This is a genomic window from Shouchella oshimensis (assembly GCF_002019765.1).
Taxonomy (GTDB): domain Bacteria; phylum Bacillota; class Bacilli; order Bacillales; family Bacillaceae_D; genus Shouchella; species Shouchella oshimensis.
In genome coordinates, this window is sequence record NZ_KV917380.1 from 156476 (window position 1) to 175748 (window position 19273).

Below are 19273 nucleotides of genomic sequence, written 5' to 3' on the forward strand. Positions count from 1 at the left end.
TTTCTTTGTCTCCTTCAAATTTCAAACATTGTTTTTATTTTAAGAGCTGTGTTAACATAAGTAAAATTGATGTTTTTAATAATGGAGATGAGTAATCACTCATGAGTATTGTTCGTTTTGAAATAATTACAAATGTAGTGGAGTTAGGAAGCTTTACCGCAACAGCTGAAAAATTAAATATGACCCAATCGGCAGTAAGTCATGCTGTCGCTAGTTTAGAAGCTGAATTAGGAGTTTCTATACTGATTCGAGATCGTAAAAAAGGAATATCACTTACAGAAATAGGTCAAAAAGTTTTACCACACATTAGAGAAGTACTTAAAAGAATGGAAAGCATCAATCAAGAAATTACGTTAGCGACTAATTTAGAAGTTGGAGTCATTCGTATCGGTACATTTGCAAGTGCCTCTTCTTGTCTGTTACCCAAATTGCTAGCAACATTTCAAAAGAAACACCCCAAAATAGAATTTAAATTTTTTGAAGGAAGTTATGAAGAAATTACAGAGTGGCTAAAGTCGGGGATTGTTGATATCGGTTTTGTTGTGAAAAGAAAAGTAGAGTCCAATTTTGATTTAATTCCTTTGATAAAGGATAATATGGTAGTGGCATATCATACAAAGCACAGATTTCATTCTAAAGAAATAGTTAGTATGGAAGATTTAATTGATGAACCGTTTATTATGCCTACTGGAATGTATCAATCACATGTGAATGAGTTATTCCATGAAGCGGATTTGAGGCCTTCTATTCGTTTTGAAGTGCACGATTGTACAATGATTGCCAACATGGTGCAAGAAGGACTCGGAGTGACTATTGGTCCAGAGTTATTTTTGAAGACGCAGCAAAACATAAAAATAAGTAAGTTGAACATAGAAAACTGTCGTGAAGTAGCACTTGCTTGTCAATCTATAGTGAATGCTTCTCCTGCTGTAAAAGAATTTCTTCAGGTAGCAAAAGGTGTTTTTAACTAAGTAACTATACCTTGAAGTATTAGCAATCTGATTCGGCTAACTATATAATTTGCATTTAATCATTAACTATTTATAAAATCTAGTAAGAATGAACGTGCGATCTTTATTGCATAATTGAACCATTATTAGTTAATAACAATCTTTAAAAGAGGCTGGGACAAAAATAGATAGACAGACCAAAATGACGAACATTCCTGAAAATAGGAACGTTCGTCGTTTATTTTATATGAACATTAACGGAAGGAGAATCCAAGACTCCTGGGGGATCAGCACGTGTCTGAAGACTCTGAAGTGGCGGTTTTCCACGGAGGAGGCTGAGGCCGTGTCCCCGGAAAGCGAAGGATTCTCCTGTAGCGGTGCTACTCAGCATAGTTTAGACTATTCGTCTTTTCAAGTACTACTTTTCGTTATGTCCCAGCCTCTTTTATGAGAGTCTCTAATTGCTACTTATTATTGTAACGTACTATTATTTTCCTTCAATTGGTTTTGGCAAAATGAACTTTTTATCAACATCTACGCAACTCAATAAAATGGTTTGATTAGAAAGGAACGTATTATAGGATTTTCTCTATCAATCAACCCCATTTTCTACAATTGAAAATGGGGTTGTATCTACTCTTTCGTTACCAATTAATCATAACCGTATCTGTTCCGGTAGTAGGTGACGTATAGGTTCGATTATTGCCACTTTGCCAGACAACGTTACCGTTCTGATCTTTTTTAATGTATTTGTATTCAAGGTTTTTTCCGGCAGGAACGCTAATATCATAGTACCACGTTGGGTATTGGTACATCACTTGGTTAAACATAGGTCCAATTGCTTTATCAGCATCCCAATTCCCCAGCTCGCTCACATTCCCAACGATATATAAATTGGTTCCTGGGCTCGTTGTGGCATTGTTAACACCAAAGCGGACACTGACTTGATTGCCTGACAATATTTCAAACTCTTTGTAAGTAGGGCTTTTTATGTTTGCTGCAGTTACGACGGATAGATCATAATAACCGCCTGCTACATTAGGCACCTTTGCGCTTATTTCTGTATTTGACCAAGAAATAATTTCAGAAGAGGTTGAATCAAAGAGAACGCTTCCTCTCTCATCACCAAATCCTTCACCGCTTACTGTTATGGTATTCCCGGCCTTACCCATCATAGGACCTACTTGGCCGATTAGAGGAGACGTAGAGGGGTTGCTTACTTGCCAAACCGCTACGCTATTTGCTCGTAATTGAAAGGAATTTACGGCGCCATTGGCGTTAACAGTAATCGTGTTTCCATCTAAACGTTGCTGTAGTTCATCTGTATAGTTCCCTTGAGGTAAAGAGGTGTTTAAATTAGTGATCGTCTGGTTACTATTACTGCTATTTACAGCAGTTAATACAATACTATTGCCAAACGTTCTTTCATAAATATAAATGTCTTCGTTCAGCCAACGTTCAGTTGTAGTGCCATAGCCTAAGGCGGAATTTGTTTGGCGTAGTGAAGCAAGTTTACTGATGATTTGATAGGAGTTGGTAGACCGATCAAATGTTTTCAATGGTTTGCGATTTTCAGGGTCGTTGCCACCTGTTATATACTGCTCTGTCCCGTAGTAAATTGTTGGTACACCACGAGAAGTAAGCAAGACAGCTAGGGCCATATCTGTCTGACGGTTTGAAGATGATCCTACCGAAAAACGACTCATGTCGTGATTATCAATAAAGGTTACTTGATCAATGACCTCGTTATATTCTTTTTCTGTACTGGTAATCATTTCATTAAAATCATACCAGTTGCTTGTGCGATCTTTTAAGACGTTACGAATGGTTTGACCGAATTGGAAATCTAATAAACTCATACCACTTTCATTAGCGAAGTGATGGTTTTGGGGATCAACTTCTCCTGATCCTAAAAACCATTCTCCAAATGTGAAAACAGGTTTATGCGAATAGATATCGCTCATTAAAGAGGTTTGCCACCCTTCTGACATATGCTTAACGGCATCTACGCGAATGCCATCAATCCCTTTATCTAACCAGAACTTAATCGACTCTTTTAAATATTGATCCATGACTGTGTTGTTTAAATCATAGTCTGCCAGATCATATAAGTTTCTGTAAATGCTATCTTCATATGAAGAGAAATCTGTTCCGCCATTGTGGTGAAAGAGGTTTTGTTGATCATTTGAATAGTTACCTAATAATGTGCCATTATCATATATCGCCCCATTTTCAACATAGTTAGGGTTCGTTTCAAGTGCCGGTGATGAATGATTTGGCGTGAAATCCATGATTACCTTTATCCCATTGCTATGTGCGGTACTCATTAAACGATCAAAGTCATCAAAATTCCCATAGTAAGGGTTTGTCTTTTTGTAATCTCGAGCCCAATATCCATGGTAGGAGGTATAGCCGCTTGGGTGTAGGGCATAAACGTTTTCGACTGGCTGAGAAATCCATAGTGCCGTAATGCCTAAATCAGTTAAGTAACCGTCATTGATTTTGTCTATAATCCCTTGCCAGTCCCCACCACAATACTTATGGAGATCTATACAGTTTTGACTAAAGATAGCGCCTGAAGGATTGTTGCCAGGATTCCCGTCAGAGAATCGATCGGTAACAACCTGGTAAATCACATCTTTTGAGTAATTGACTTTGTTTGTTACGTCAGCCTCCGCAACAGTAGGTAAAGAAAGAAGCAAGAAAAAGATAAAGCTTAATGAAATCGTTTTCAAAAAATCATTTAAATCGTTCAACTCTATTCCTCCTTCAACAAATTGTGATAAAACGTATATAAAACAAAACAACCCCGCCTTTTAAAATAAAAGACGGGGTTGTTTGTAAAAAACCAAAAGCATTGCCCTTAAATTGGTGAAAATATGCTGTTCATTTATTAATATCTTATGGACACTGTGTTCGTAAATAGGTCGTTAGGACTAAAAATACGTTTAATACAATTTATGTAGCACTGGTTGATCAATCACTGAAGCCGCGACAGTTGCTTATTGTTGTAAGAAAAATGATGTGGAATGAACCAAAAAGCCCGAAGAGCAACATGACGAGCTTTTAATACTCTCTGTTCATAGAAACACAGACTAAATATTAAAAGTTATCTATGAATATAAATAAGTTATTTTACCTGTAGTTAAAAATAGCTCTTTTTTTCTTTCTAATATATGATAAAAGTGAATGCGTCATCATTCTCTATTTTTTTACATAATTTGAATAATGACGATTCAATTATCGTATAAAAGGAGGAAAAAAATTGAAAAAAATTCTTGTGTGGCTGCTTGTTTTTGTTTTTATTTTCCAACCAATTGGAACAAATGTCGCGATGGCAATTGAAGGCGATGAAAATCAAATTGGTGTCTTCTTACAAGATGAAAATGGAAAAACGTATGGTGAGGGGATAGTCAGTAAAGAAGATAATTTTTATTTGAACATTGGGTTCAAATATAGTGGAGTTGATGAAATTAATATTTCAATTCCCAAAGAAATTGGAACTGATCATTTAAATGAAATTCTTCTGAATGAGAATCAAGAAGAAATCGGAACATATGAAATTAGTGACAGTCAACTTAAGATACTGCTTACTGAAGGTTCGAAAGAATTGAATGGTGCCATTAGTGTCCCTGCAAGATGGAACCAAGAAGTGCTTACAGATACTAATTCTATTAATCTAGTGTTTACACATACTAACGGTTCACAGGACTTTAGAATTGTTTTTGAAGATTTAGAAGAAGAAACAGCTATTGTAGAAGAAGAAATAGAAGAAGAAGATAATGTAAAAGAAAAAGCAAAAGAAGAAACAGAGATTGTAGAAGAAGAAACAGAAGTGGAAAATAATGTCGAAGATGAGGCAACAGAAGAGACACAAGTTATGACATTAGTTAATACAACCATTAATGAAAACATTCTTACTGGTTATGATATTTGGTTCGAAGACGAAGGCGGTAATAAAATAGATACCCCTGGATTAAACGCAGATATTCGTATTAACTATACGTGGGCATTGCCAAATGGTCATGGCTATACAGAAGGCGCAATGTTTGAGTTTATGATCCCTGAACAGTTTCATGTGTACGATGAAGTTGATCGATTAGAAATGCGTTTCGAGGGAGATATCATTGGTTACTTTTCTGTTAACAAAGCAGGAGAAGCAACGATTGAATTTACTTCTTTCATTGAAGAGTATTCAAACATCAACGGAACGGTTGGTTTATGGACTGAATTTCGTGAGGACCTCATTATAGAGGAAGGAAAAACCATTACGGTCACACCAATTGAGGGGAAAGACTCAATGACCATTCCAATAGATTTTAGGCCATCTGGACAATCAATTGAAAAACGAGGGGAACCAAATAGAGTTTATAATGCGGAAACAATTGATTGGACAGTCGATTTTAATAAATCGTTAGACACTGTCGCACAAGCAGTTTTGAGCGATCCAATTCAAGAAGGCCAAAGCTTTGTGGATGGATCTATCAAGTTGTACTATCTAGATATGCAATTTAATGGAACATCTTCTTTAGGGAAAGAAGTACCGTCTAGTGAGTACACCATTTCTGGCGATCCAAATTTTTCAATTGAGTTTAATGAAGAGATTAATAGAGCTTATCGTCTCGTCTTCACGACAACGTTAACTGACGATGAAAAAGCGACGTTTGAAAATAAAGCACTGTTATTGTCGAGTGGAACAGAGGTTGGACACGCGTCAGCATCTGTTGGTGTTGGTCGCGGGACGCCACTTGATAAACGTGTTGTTCAGTACGATGGACCAAGTCAAACAATTGAATGGGAAGTTCAATACAATTACGACGAACGAAGTATTGCGCAAGAATATGCGTTTATTGAAGATTCATTTACAGACACTCATCGCATTATTACTGAATCAGTAGTAGTGAAGCGCATCACAATTGATGAAAACGGTAATGAAATAGGAGAAGATGAGGTTGATGATTTTGATTTGAAACCATCATCAGATGAAAGCGGATTTCGATTAGAGTTTTTACAGGACATTGACGCCGCTTATAAAATAACATATAAGACAGAGGCGAAAGATCGTGTCCATAAGGAACAAACGATTTCTAATACGGTAACAACAGTTGATCGAAGTGCTGGGGATAGGCAAGAAATTGGCCAATACGTGCTTTCAAAATCACACGGTAATGTCAATTATAAAGAAAAAACAGTCGACTGGCAGGTCCGCTTTAATACTGACGGATTTGAGATGGAAAATGTTAGTTTAAACGATGTGTTTACTAATAGTGGATTAAAACTGGATTTTGAATCACTATTAATAACATCAGGTGGTCAAACATGGAAAGTGGATGAAGATTATCGCTTTAACACAAATGAACCAAATGATTTTGAGAACCAAGAACAATTTAATATAGAATTTTTGCGTACCATTGAAGAAGAAGTGCTGATTACGTATAAGACTGAATTTGATTATGAACAGCGGGAAAACAAAAAACTGACGTATTTCGAAAATGAAGCGCAGTTGTTATGGACGGTTCCAGGTGACTCTGATAACCAACAGGAGCAAGTAGTCACCGACCAATTTACACCTGGCTCTTATACGAGAGCAAATGGATTTAAAGGTGGTTCTTACAACGCGATCGATAAAGAAATTACGTGGAATATTGGGGTTAACTACAACCTTAAACCTATTAACCAACTAATTATTGAAGATACAATTCTAGGAAATCAACAGTTACTTAGTGATACAATTCAAATCTATGAAATGACTCTTAATAGTGGAGAAAATGCGTTTGAAAAAGGATCGCTTGTTGATTCGGATAAGTATAAGATTGAGCTTGTTTCAAATGAAGATGTTGAGTCAAATCAATTTACAATCACATTTAATGACCCAATTGATACAGCATATTTAGTGACTTACAAAACAAGCTTAAATGGATTAAGCTTTATTCAAGCAAATTATGTTAATGAGGCGGTTTTCTCTGATAGCGGGGAAGATGCGTTTGAACTAAAAGCATCTGTTTCTGTTCCGAACGGAGGAAGTTATACAAACAAACATGGCCAACAAAGTGGTCGATTTATCAATTGGCAAATTGGGGTTAACTACGCTCAAGCAAAGGTGGAAAATGCGCGAGTCGTTGATCAGTTAACAGAGAACCAATTGTTATTAGAAGATTCGTTTGTTCTCTATGAAACAACGGTAGAAGCTAATGGCCACATTACTAAAGGCGATCCTTTGGTGCTAGGTGAAGATTATAATCTTGAATTCAAAGAAAAAGGATTTGAGCTAACATTCAACGATGAAATTGATCGCCCTTATGTACTAGAGTACCGGTCATTTATACAAGCAATGGTGGGAGAGACGATATCAAACGACGTTTCATTTAATGGTGAAATGATTGAAGAGAATCAATGGAGTTCTACTAGATCAGTTAGAGTAGCACGAACCCAAGGTGTTGGAGAAGGTTCAGGTGAGTTGGGCGCTCTAACTGTCATTAAAGTAGACGCTCATACCAATGAAACGCTTGAGGGTGCAACGTTTTCATTGAGGGATGCCGATTCTGGGATAGTTATTAGTACTCAACAAACTAATAATGATGGAGAAGTGACATTCAATCGCTTGTTATATGGTAATTATGAGCTTCGTGAAGATAACGCTCCAGACGGTTATGTTGTAGGAATTACAGATACTCAACCCGTACACATTAACGGAATGAATACCGTGACAATAGCGAATGAAAAGATTACACGTCATGTTGAACTGACGAAACTTGATACGGATACGAAAAATTTATTAGGCGGCGCTACCTTTAAATTGGAGCGTGATGTTGACGGACAGTGGATAGAAGTAGGTAGTGGGTTTGTTACGAATGATGCAGGGACTTTATTGATTGAGGATCTGGAGGAAGGTAATTATCGGTTTGTTGAAATAGAGGCACCTACGTCATATATATTAGACGATGAACCTCTATACTTTTCAATAGAAGAAGAACAAACAACTATTACGAAAATAGAGAAAGAAAATGAACGAATGAATCCGTTATTAACCCTTATAAAAACAAGTGACGTCGAATCTGTGAACCAAGTCGGTGACGAAATTATTTACTCATTCGAAGTGGAAAATACGGGAAATGTGACGATAACGGATGTTAGTGTGGATGATCCAATGCTTGGTGGAGCCATTGAACTTGAATCTACAACGCTAGCACCAGGAGAAAAAACAATTGGAACGTCTAGCTATATTGTGACGCAAGAAGATTTAAACAATGAGAGCGTCGTAAACATTGCAACAGTGACAGGAGAAAGTCCAGATGGATCTCCAATTGAAAATGAAGACGAAGATATTGTTTCAACAGAACAATCGCCGTCGATTGGCTTAATTAAAGCTTCAGATCGTAATGATTTAGTCGCAGGCGAAGAGGTCGTTTATACCTTTACTGCACAAAACACAGGGAATGTGACGCTGTTTGATGTGTCCTTTACGGATGAGCTGAAAAACCTGAGTGAGATCCAATATTTAACCATTAATGGAGAAGTGATTGAGGATACAGATTCTATTACCCTTGAACCAGGAAGCGTATTGGTTGCAGAAGCGACTTACACGATTACGCAAGCGGACGTCGATCGTGGTGAAGTGTACAATGAAGCAACAGTTAAGGGTGAGTCAAACCTTGGTGAGCGTGTAATAGACACGGATGAGGTTACGATTTATGAAGATCCAAATGGAAGCATTACATTAACTAAGGCAAGTGATAAGGAAACCATTAGCCAGGCTGCTGACGAAGTTATTTATACCTTTACTGTTGAAAACACAGGGAATGTGACGCTAACAGATGTGAGCGTGGACGATCCAATGCTTGGTGGAGTGATTGAACTTGAGACGACTGTGCTAGCTCCAGGAGAAGTAACGACAGGTAAGGCCGTTTATGTGGTAACTCAAGCCAATATAGATAATGGGATTTTAACAAATGTAGCAGCTGCAACAGGGGAAACACCTGATGGAGCTATTGTAAAAGATACTGATGATAATGTTACTCCAGTTGAACAGAACCCAGCCATCCATTTATTAAAAGAAGCCAATCGAGACAATTTAGTGGTTGGAGAAGATATCGAGTATACATTCATTGTTGAAAATACAGGAAATGTAACGTTGACTGATGTTGTTTTAACGGATGAACTAGAAAACCTTAGTGATATTAAGTATGTATCCATTAATGGAGAAGCATTTGAAAACCTAGAGTCTCTTTCGCTTACGCCAGGAGATGTTCTTATGGCGACGGCAATCTATACGATTACTCAAGCAGATGTCGATCGTGGTGAAGTACACAACGAAGCAATCGTTATAGGCCTATCTCCTTCAAATGAAGAAGTTAGTGATAAAGACGACGTAACTGTTGAAGAAGCATTAGCCCCAGGTCTCTCACTTACAAAGACAAGTGATCTTGACATAGTAAAAGCGGTTGGTCAAGTCATTACGTACACATTTGAAGTGCAGAATGAAGGAAATGTGACGTTAACGAATGTAAGCGTTGATGATCCAATGCTTGGTGAACCGGTTAAACTTGAATCAACAACGCTAGCGCCAGGAGAAAAAACAATTGGAATGGCTAGCTATATAGTGACACAAGAAGACTTAAATAGGGGAAGCATTGTAAACATCGCAACAGTGACAGGAGAAAGTCCAGATGGAACTCCATTAGAAAATGAAGACGGGGACACTGTTCTAACAGAACAATCGCCAGCAATCGAGCTTACAAAAACAGCGGATCGCGATAATCTTGTAGCAGGAGAAAGAATTGTCTATTCTTTCAAGGTGGAAAATGTTGGGAATGTGACATTGAGTGATCTGTCAATTATAGATGAGCTTGAAAACATAAGTAACATTCGCTATACATTGATTAATGGCACGATCATTATTGGAAACGCTCCTATAACGCTTCAACCAGGTGACGTACTAGAAGCATTAGCTACTTACACAATTACTCAAGCCGATGTTGATCGTGGGGAATTACTAAATACTGCAAAAGCGGTAGGGAAATCCTCTTTGAATGAAGAAGTGACAGATGAAGATGAAGTGACTGTTGCTCAGGATCCAGAACCAGAAATTAAATTAATAAAATCAAGTGACCTTGATTTTGTGAATGAAGCTGGTACTGAAATGACGTATACATTTGAAGTTGAAAATACTGGTAATGTAACGTTAGAAGATGTACAAGTAACGGATCCAATGCTAGGTGGGGTAATTGAGCTTGAAAATACGAAGCTTGCGCCAGGAGAGAAGACACTTGGTACCGCAGTATATAAGGTTACCCAAACTGATGTAAATCATGGTGAGGTAGTAAATAATGCTACCACCATTGGTACAACACCTGGAGGGAATACTGTAGAAGATGAAGACGAAGACGTTGTTCCTGTTGAACAAAACCCTTCCATTACTCTATCAAAAGAAGCAAATCGTGATAATTTAGTGGTTGGAGAAGACATCAATTATACATTTACTGTTGAAAATACAGGAAATGTAACCTTGACTAATGTCATTTTGACAGATGAATTAAAAAATCTGAGTGATATTAAGTACGTTTCCTTTAATGGAGAAGTACTTGAACATGCAGAATTCTTAACACTTGCGCCAGGAGATGTTCTACTCGCAACGGCCACCTACACCATTACCCAAGCCGATGTTGATCGTGGGGAAGTGTACAATGAAGCTACCGTTATCGGCTTATCACCTTCAAATGAAGAAGTAAGTGACGAAGATGACGTAGCCATTGAACAAGCGTTGGCGCCAGATCTCTTACTTACTAAAACAAGTGATCTCGAAATCGTACAAGCAGTTGGTGACGTTGTTATGTACACATTTGAAGTGGAGAACACGGGAAATGTGACGATAGCGAATGTAAGCGTGGACGATCCAATGCTTGGTGGAGCGATCGAGCTTGAAGCAACAACTTTAGCACCGGGTGAAAAAACAAATGGAATCGCTAGCTATACAGTCAAGCAAGAAGACTTGAATAATGAAAGCATCGTAAACATCGCAACAGTGAAAGGAAATGGTCCGGATGGATCTCCAGTCGAAAATGAAGGCGAAGACACTGTTCCGACGAAACAAACGCCAGCGATTGGCTTAATCAAAGCGGCAGATCGTGATAATTTAGTGGTAGGTGAAGACATCGTTTACACATTCACTGCACAAAACGTAGGGAATGTGACGTTGTTTGATGTGTTGCTAACGGATGAGCTGAAAAACCTGAGCACTATTCAATACTTGACTATCAATGGAGAAGTAATCGAGAATGCAGATTCCATAACCCTTGAACCAGGAAGCGTTCTAGTTGCTGAAGCCATTTACACGATTACCCAAGAGGATATCGATCGTGGTGAAGTGTACAATGAAGCAACGATTGTGGGTGAGTCAAACCTTGGCGAACGTGTAACAGACAAAGACGAGGTCACGATTTATGAAGATCCAAATGGAAGCATCGTATTAACAAAAACGAGTGATAAAGAAACGATTAGTCAAGCTGGTGACGAAGTTACTTATACATTCACTGTTGAAAACACAGGAAATGTGACATTAACAGATGTAAATGTGAATGATCCAATGCTTGGTGGGGAGATTGAGCTTGAAAAAACAACGCTTGCACCAGGAGAGACAACGACTGGGTCTGTCATTTATGTGGTAACAGAAGCTGACTTAAATCATAGAACTCTAGACAATATTGCCTATGTAGTGGGGCACACTCCAGACGGAAAGATAGTAAAAGACGACGATGTAGATTCAATTCAAGTGGATGAAAAACCAAGTCCAACTGACCCGATTAATGGTGAAACAAACAACCCAAAAACCCCAGAGGAAGGAATTAAAGATAGTGAGTACCCGAAAGGGCCTACACCTTCTCAAGAAACGGGGAGCGACAAGCCAGATGGAAATGATACGTTAGTACAAACAGCGAATAATCTATATGTTATTGCGCTAGCAGGTCTTGTATTACTTGCAATTGGTATTGCTATTCATCAGATAAATAGAAAGAGAAAAAGGAATACGGTATAATGTACATGCCACTTAGACTATCTAAGTGGCATTCTTTCATACTCTTTTTAGGAGTGTTTTGTATGATTCGCTGGATTGGAAATGGGTTTTTAATTTTAGGATTAAGCTGCCTTCTCTATGTCGGATATTTGTTACTGGATTTTTATTATGGAAGTAATTATCAAATAGAGGCTACCGAAGATTACCTAGCTAAATTTGGTTATAGTTCAACATTAAATGAAAAGTTATTAATGAAAAGAACTGATTTTTCAACTGAATTAGGGCAAACATATGGCAAAATTGAAATTCCATCTATTGATTTATCGATGCCAATTGTACATGGTTCGGAACTAGAACACCTTCGTCATGGAGTAGGGCATGATCCTACAACAGGATTTCCTGGAGACGGAGAACAGGTTTTTTTGGCGGGTCATAATGACTCTGCTTTTTTAAATGTTGGTAATGTTTTAAAAGGTGATGTCATTACGGTTAGTACTCCATATGGTCAATATGATTATAAAGTTGACTATGCTGAAATTGGTCATGAATCGGAGACCTGGCGTGTAGGAGATAAAGATAAAGAAACGCTTGTGTTGATGACTTGTTACCCGTTTTTTTCACTCACAAGACCTGAAGAACGATATTTTGTTTATGCTGATCCACTATGAGCATCATTTTAAAAGAGCATGAGGGTAACAAACAAACCTCTATTAGTAATAGGAATATTAATAACGTCATCTCTACTTCAGATAATCAAACAGGAAAGGCGTTTCAGAAGACCACTTCTTGAACAATACAAGGATTTTACACTCGGACTAAGATAGTTCAACAACCAGTTTCAAGAACAATCTAATGAGAAAGGAAGGATATCACATGAATCCAATCGAGAAAATTCTAACTGACTTTCCAATGATGATTTTAGATGGTGCTTTGGCGACGGAACTTGAAACCCACGGGTGTCATTTAAACGATCCATTATGGTCCGCAAAAGTGTTAATGGAGGAGCCTACTTTAATTAAGCAAGTACATACAAATTACTTTGCTGCGGGTGCAGATTGTGCCATTACCGCTAGCTATCAAGCTACAGTAGAGGGGTATAAGGATAGGGGCTTAAGTGAAGTTGAGGCAATTCGTTTACTTAAAGAATCTGTTCACATTGCGGTTAAAGCCCGTGATGACTTTTGGAGCGATGAAGATAATCGGTATGGAAGACCTAAACCTATAGTGGCTGCATCAGTAGGTCCTTACGGTGCGTATTTAGCAGATGGCTCTGAATATCGAGGTGATTATCAAGTAAGCGAAGATCAATTAGTTTCGTTTCACAGAGAGCGGATTCGTATGTTCATTGAAGCTGGTGCTGAAATTTTAGCTTGTGAGACGATTCCATGTCTGAAAGAAGCGAAGGCTCTCATAAGGGTATTAAAGGAATTTCCACACATTTATGCGTGGGTTAGTTTTAGTGCACAAGACGGAGTTCATATTAGTAGTGGAGAAAGAATAGCAGATTGTGCACAATGGTTAGCAAAAGAGGAGCAAGTAGCAGCAATTGGTATAAACTGTTCCGCCCCGGCTTTTATTCATTCACTGATACATGAAATAAAGAATGAAACGGCCAAACCGATCATTGTTTATCCGAATTCAGGTGAAGTCTATGATGCATCGAGTAAGCAGTGGAACGAAGTTATGCCAAGTCAATCATTCTCTACTAGTGCAAAAAGCTGGTATGAAGCAGGAGCTAGGGTAATAGGTGGTTGTTGTAGGACAAAGCCTGAAGATATTGAAGCGATTGCCGATTGGGCGCGTCAGAGCTAATCGCTACCATACATTATAAAACGAGTAGGAGGTGTTTATATGCTATGGATAGGCGCTTTTTCTGCCTTATTGTTTCTTTTGTTTCTGTTTTCATACAAGAGAGATCCTAGAAGAATGATCAATGGTTTTTTGTTTAATTCGAGTATTTTTTCTTTTTTATTGTTTTGTGTTGTGCTTGTACTGCGGACGGACTATCCGTATTCAAATTATCTCATTTTGTTTCCGGCCGTTGCGCTAGTCATTTTGATTCCTTTTGGTAGTGTTGCTTTAGTAGCTGGTCTCTTATACAATGCAAAACTCTTAATACAGCGAGAAGGGAAAAAACTTTCCAACTCATTAACATTACTCACTGGTCTTGGATTAATCTTTTTGTTTCTTTTAAATAGACTGGATCTATCTCAATATGTCTCTGTACATTTACAACCTTTGTTTAGTAGTGTGTACGTGATTGCTTTCTACTTTTTTATTCATTTATTGAATTTTTTTACTGCTTACGTTTTGTATCAATTTAATCGACCAAAACGTAATCAAGATTTTATTATCGTATTAGGAAGTGGATTAGTTAACGATGGTGTACCACCACTATTGGCAAGTAGAATCAATAGAGCGATTGGTTTTTATTATAAACAGAAGAAGGTAACGACCCCGCCTAAGATTATTTTTTCAGGTGGACAAGGATCAGATGAGAATCGATCTGAAGCTGAAGCAATGGAAGAATATGCGATACAACATGGTATTCCTGCCGAGGACACGCTTCAAGAAAACGAATCATTGAACACGTATCAAAATATGGCGTTCTCAAAAGTACGAATGGATCAGTTACGTCCTGATGGCGACTACGAAAGCATATTTACGACAAATAATTTCCATCTCTTTCGTGCAGGTCTGTATGCGAGAAAAGCAGGCTTAAAGAGCCAAGGAATTGGGAGTAAAACGGCTTTTTATTATTGGCCAAATGCGATGGTGCGAGAATACATTGCGATTGTAGCATTGCAGCGAAAACGACATATGATTGTCATTGCTAGTATTCTCTTTCTATCTCTATGTCTGTCTGTTTTTAGTTATTTGTTTATTGATTATTAATAAAAAAGGAACCGAACGACGTCGTTGCCGGTTCCTCTTTTGTTTGCCAAAGTCTTTTTTATTTTGTCATCGAACAGCTGTTTTTTGCTGAATGGTTAGTTCTTCTGCAATTAAGTCTGCTGTAAGCTGACCTGAGAGGGTGACCATTGGAACACCGCCGCCTGGATGGGTGGAACCACCGACAAAATAGAGTTGAGAAATGAGCTCGCTTTTACTAGGAATCTTAAAGCCACCATTTTTCTTTTTGTTTGCCACAACACCGTAAATGGAACCCCCATTTGCGCCATACAGAGACTGTAGGTCATCTGGTGTAAAGGTCATTTCAAACTCAATATCCTCTCTTATAGTGGTTAGTCCATTCCGCTCTAATTTGCTAATAACCGTTTCTCGATAGCTCGTTTTATATTTTTCCCAAGTCTCGCCTTCTTTAAGTGGCGGAACATGAGTCAGAACAAAATGATTCTCTTTCCCTTCTGGCGCTTGACTAGGATCTGATTTAGACGAAATGCCAATATAGACAGTTGGATCGTCAGCTGGACGTTTTTCTTCAAAAATTTGTTTGAATTCTTCTTCTGGATCTTTTGAAAAGAAAAAGTTATGATGGGCGAGTTGCGGGTATTCCCGCTTTAACCCGAGCAAGAGAACAAGTCCAGACACACTAGGTTCGAACTTTTCTAGCTTCTTTGCCTGTGTCTTATGCTGTGGATGCTCCTTTAACAACTGGTGATAGGTTGGAATCGCTTCGAGATTTGACACGACGATGTCGGCATGTACTTCTTCACCGCACTCTAAGCGAACCCCTTTTGCAACGGAATCGACTTGAATAATTCCTTTTACCGGCGTTTCTGTACGAATTGTTACGTTTAGTTCTGTTAGCAATTGCTCCATTCCCCGTACAATGTTGTACATGCCACCTTTTACGTAAAAATTACCAAGACCGAACTGAACATATGCAAGCTGAGACAAGACAGCTGGCGCTTGATAAGGAGACGAACCAACGTACATGACGAGAAAATTAATAAACTGTTTAATATGTGGGTCTTTAATGTACCGTTCTGTACCTTCGTTTAGTGTCTTCATCGGATCAAATGCCATAAGCTCTCGTAATGAATGAAGCTTACGAAGTTCACTTAGACCCGATATGCTTTTGTTGTAAAAGCTTTTCATGCACAGTTCATACATTTGTGCACTGTAGTTTAAGTAATTCATAAAAGGAGCAGCATCGTCAGGGGCTACTTTTTTTATTTCATCAAGCATGTCAGGTAAGTCGCCTTTTAAATCAATCGATACACCGTCTTCAAAAAAGGTACGCCATTGAGGTTCAACTCGTTCAATCTCCATATAGTCATGAACGTCACGTCCCGCTCGGTTGAATAATGCTTCTAACACCCAAGGCATCGTTAAGATTGATGGACCAGTGTCAAACTGATAGCCCTCACCGCTGCGAATATTACATTTGCCGCCTATACGTTCATTCTGTTCAAGCACTGTTACATCGTGTCCTTGTGAAGCTAAACTAATTGCCGCCGATAACCCTCCTAAGCCACCGCCTACGATCACAATTCGTTTTTTCGTCATATCTCACACACCTTTTTCTATTAATAGACCCAAGGAAGCAAAATCCAGCGTTTTTGTTTCCATTCCTCATACTGTTTGGGCAGTGTTGCTGTAAGCATTTTTTCTTCTATTACCATTCGTTTTTTGAGTACATGTGTCATAATGACAACGGAAAGGAGGATCCCAATGATCGTCCCAAGATAAATGGAGATGCCTAGAACGCAAAGAAATAAGCCTGTGTATAGCGGATGGCGCATAAGACGGTAAGGGCCATGGCTAACTAATTCCATTGTTGCTTTTACATGAACATGTCTTGAAAAGTGATCCCTTAAGACAAACATGGACCAATACCGCAAGCCGATACCAAGGCTATATAGAACGACGCCTAAGCTTGAAAGAATCGAAAGATCGAACAGGGTCCAACCGATTTGATGTAAAAGAACACAGCTCGTAATACTAAGAACCGTGCACGCCAAGATCGAATGAAAGCTTTTGTTTTCCTTCAAATCACTAGGCTCTTGCTTTGATTTTCCTCGAAAAAAAAGAAATTCAGACACCCATATTACCGTCAAAAAAAAGAAAAGACCGTCAACCACTGACAATGCCTCACCTCCCTGTCCTAAGTTATACGTATGTAAATGCAATACAAAATAAAACCACATACAAAAAAACTTGTACAGAAAAAATGCACAAGTTTCCTTCCGACGCGAGCCGGAGTCCTTTTTCTTCAAGCTACCTTTAGTCACGCTCACTTTCTCATTCTCTAAAAAGTAAGGGTTGAGCAATCTCAGAAAAAATAACGAATTAATGAAAATACCGTAATGGAAGTAAGCAACCCGGCAGAGAAAGAAAAAAAGAATTTTTTCATCCAACCAATCCTTTATGTACAAATTTGGAATGATTTCATTATATGGTTTTTTCTTCAAATTCGTCAAAGCTTTGTCCTTCTAAATTCACTTTAATATGGATAAGCAAAGAGACATAAACTAGAAGGAAACCATCAACGTATTGTCTTTACAGAAAAAAGGCAGTGTGTAACTTTTACTTGCCAAATGGTAGTGAAAAGCACTATGATGTGTATATTCAACGCAGTTGTGGAATACTAGGAAAACAGAGGAAATCACCGTTATTTCGGGTTTTTCTGAGAAAAAACAATCTTTGGGTAGTTCACACCTTTTTTATCTGTCAGAAATAGTTTATTATTAGATAATAGAGGTTTTTCTAATGACTAATGGACATAAGGATGAGCGAAATGAGCTATAGAGAAACTAAGTCAGACGTTATTTTAATTGGCGCTGGAGTGATGAGCGCGACGCTAGGTACGTTATTAAAAGAGTTAGCACCAGACTGGAAAGTGACGGTTTTCGAAAAGTTAAAAAGTGCAGGGGAAGAAAGCTCGAATGAATGGAATAACGCTGGTACAGGTCATGCAGCACTGTGCGAATTAAACTATACGTCGGAAAAGCCGGACGGATCACTTGATATAAGTAAGGCTGTAAAGGTTAATGAGCATTTTCAACTCTCACGACAATTTTGGTCCTATCTTGTAAGAAAAAAGCTAATTGAAAATCCTAAAGAATTTATTATGCCAATTCCACATATTAGTATGGTTCAAGGTGAAAAGAATGGCTTATTTTTAAAAAAGCGTATGGAAGCGTTATCAGACAACCCTCTTTTTGAAGGAATGGCGTTTAGTGATGATCCTGATGTGTTAAAAGAATGGATGCCTCTTGTAATGGAAGGTCGAGAAGAAGGCGATGGACCTGTTGCGGCAACGAAAATTGACACAGGTACAGATGTGAATTTTGGCTCACTAACACGTAAGTTATTTACCCATTTAGAAAATGAGAACGTCGCTGTTCATTATGAGCATAGTGTAAAAGATTTGAAGAAAGCAGCCGATGGTTCTTGGAAAGTAAAAGTTCAAAATATCAATACGGGAGAAACGGATAATCATTCAGCTAAATTCGTCTTTATTGGTGCTGGTGGAGGTAGTTTACCGTTACTACAGAAGACAGGAATACCTGAATCACGTCGAATTGGAGGATTTCCTGTAAGCGGATTATTTCTAGTCTGTAACAACCCCGAAATAGTAGAGCAGCATCATGCGAAAGTATATGGTAAAGCAAAAGTAGGAGCTCCTCCAATGTCGGTTCCGCATTTAGATACGCGTTATATTGATAATAAGAAATCGTTATTGTTTGGTCCGTTTGCTGGATTTTCTCCTAAATTTCTTAAGACCGGCTCATACTTTGATTTGATTGGTTCTGTTAAGCCTAATAATCTCTTTACCATGCTAGGAGCAGGGTTTAAAGAATTAGGGTTAACCCGCTATTTAATTCAACAAGTTATGTTATCAAATGAGAAGCGAATGGAAGAATTAAAGGAATTTATTCCGAATGCGAAAAGTGAAGACTGGGAAATCATCGTTGCTGGTCAGCGTGTGCAGGTTATTAAAGATACAGAAGCAGGGGGAAGGGGAACACTTCAGTTCGGAACGGAAGTCGTCACAGCAGATGATGGTTCTGTTGCCGCATTACTTGGTGCTTCACCAGGTGCATCGACAGCAGTCCATGTAATGCTTGAAATTTTAGAGAAATGTTTCCCGACAGAAATAGATGGATGGAAGGCAAAAATTAAAGAGATGGTTCCTTCCTATGGAAAATTATTAATGAGCCATCCAAGTTTATTCAAAGAAATCCAAGCATCGACAGCTCGAGATCTACAGCTAGAAGAGTCATACGTACCGTCTCAAGAGCATTTAGCTTAAATGAAAGAGGCTGGGACAAAAGTAGATAGACAGTCCAAAATGACGAACATTCCTGAAAATAGGAACGTTCGTCGTTTGTTTTATATGAAC

The 19273-nt window shown here is 38.3% G+C and carries 9 protein-coding genes; 6 read left to right on the top strand and 3 right to left on the bottom strand.

Features of this window, described 5'->3' with window-relative positions; genetic code table 11:
* Positions 1-101 precede the first annotated feature (101 nt).
* Entirely contained in the window at positions 102-971 is an 870-nt protein-coding gene (locus BK583_RS00795) for a LysR family transcriptional regulator (protein WP_055736089.1), read from the top strand.
* Between the two features lie 623 nt (positions 972-1594).
* Here the strand turns inward: BK583_RS00795 and BK583_RS00800 are convergent.
* Complete coding sequence (locus BK583_RS00800) at positions 1595-3706, bottom strand: alpha-amylase family glycosyl hydrolase (RefSeq protein WP_055736090.1); 2112 nt, start codon at positions 3704-3706, stop codon at positions 1595-1597.
* Between the two features lie 509 nt (positions 3707-4215).
* On the opposite strand from BK583_RS00800, the gene BK583_RS00805 reads away from it, so the two are divergent.
* From BK583_RS00805 to BK583_RS00820, 4 genes are all read left to right on the top strand, one after another.
* A complete protein-coding gene (locus BK583_RS00805; protein WP_055736091.1) occupies positions 4216-11982 on the top strand; it encodes a CLIPPER-2 domain-containing protein in 7767 nt (2588 codons plus the stop codon).
* A 62-nt stretch (positions 11983-12044) separates the two neighbouring features.
* Entirely contained in the window at positions 12045-12629 is a 585-nt protein-coding gene (locus BK583_RS00810) for a class D sortase (RefSeq protein WP_055736092.1), read from the top strand.
* Positions 12630-12834: 205 nt separating this feature from the next.
* The gene (mmuM, locus tag BK583_RS00815) at positions 12835-13773 is read left to right on the top strand and encodes a homocysteine S-methyltransferase (RefSeq protein WP_055736093.1); all 939 of its coding nucleotides are present in this window, start codon (positions 12835-12837) and stop codon (positions 13771-13773) included.
* Between the two features lie 39 nt (positions 13774-13812).
* A complete protein-coding gene (locus tag BK583_RS00820; RefSeq protein ID WP_038484620.1) occupies positions 13813-14856 on the top strand; it encodes a YdcF family protein in 1044 nt (347 codons plus the stop codon).
* A gap of 66 nt (positions 14857-14922) precedes the next feature.
* Here the strand turns inward: BK583_RS00820 and BK583_RS00825 are convergent, their stop codons facing one another.
* Both BK583_RS00825 and BK583_RS00830 read right to left on the bottom strand, forming a co-directional pair.
* A complete protein-coding gene (locus BK583_RS00825) occupies positions 14923-16434 on the bottom strand; it encodes a phytoene desaturase family protein (RefSeq protein WP_055736094.1) in 1512 nt (503 codons plus the stop codon).
* Between the two features lie 20 nt (positions 16435-16454).
* Positions 16455-17009 (bottom strand): methyltransferase family protein, encoded by a 555-nt coding sequence (locus BK583_RS00830; protein ID WP_243839556.1) that lies wholly within the window; start codon positions 17007-17009, stop codon positions 16455-16457.
* 656 nt (positions 17010-17665) lie between these two features.
* On the opposite strand from BK583_RS00830, the gene mqo reads away from it, so the two are divergent.
* Positions 17666-19183: a malate dehydrogenase (quinone) gene (gene mqo, locus BK583_RS00835; RefSeq protein ID WP_055736096.1), complete on the top strand. Its 1518-nt coding sequence runs from the start codon at positions 17666-17668 to the stop codon at positions 19181-19183.
* Positions 19184-19273 lie beyond the last annotated feature (90 nt).

Bases quoted from the DNA above. Each gene is read 5' to 3' on its own strand.
- BK583_RS00820 (WP_038484620.1), top strand. From the start codon at position 13,813: ATGCTATGGATAGGCGCTTTTTCTGCCTTATTGTTTCTTTTGTTTCTG.
- mmuM (WP_055736093.1), top strand. From the start codon at position 12,835: ATGAATCCAATCGAGAAAATTCTAACTGACTTTCCAATGATGATTTTA.
- mqo (WP_055736096.1), top strand. From the start codon at position 17,666: ATGAGCTATAGAGAAACTAAGTCAGACGTTATTTTAATTGGCGCTGGA.
- BK583_RS00795 (WP_055736089.1), top strand. From the start codon at position 102: ATGAGTATTGTTCGTTTTGAAATAATTACAAATGTAGTGGAGTTAGGA.
- BK583_RS00810 (WP_055736092.1), top strand. From the start codon at position 12,045: ATGATTCGCTGGATTGGAAATGGGTTTTTAATTTTAGGATTAAGCTGC.
- BK583_RS00825 (WP_055736094.1), bottom strand. From the start codon at position 16,434: ATGACGAAAAAACGAATTGTGATCGTAGGCGGTGGCTTAGGAGGGTTA.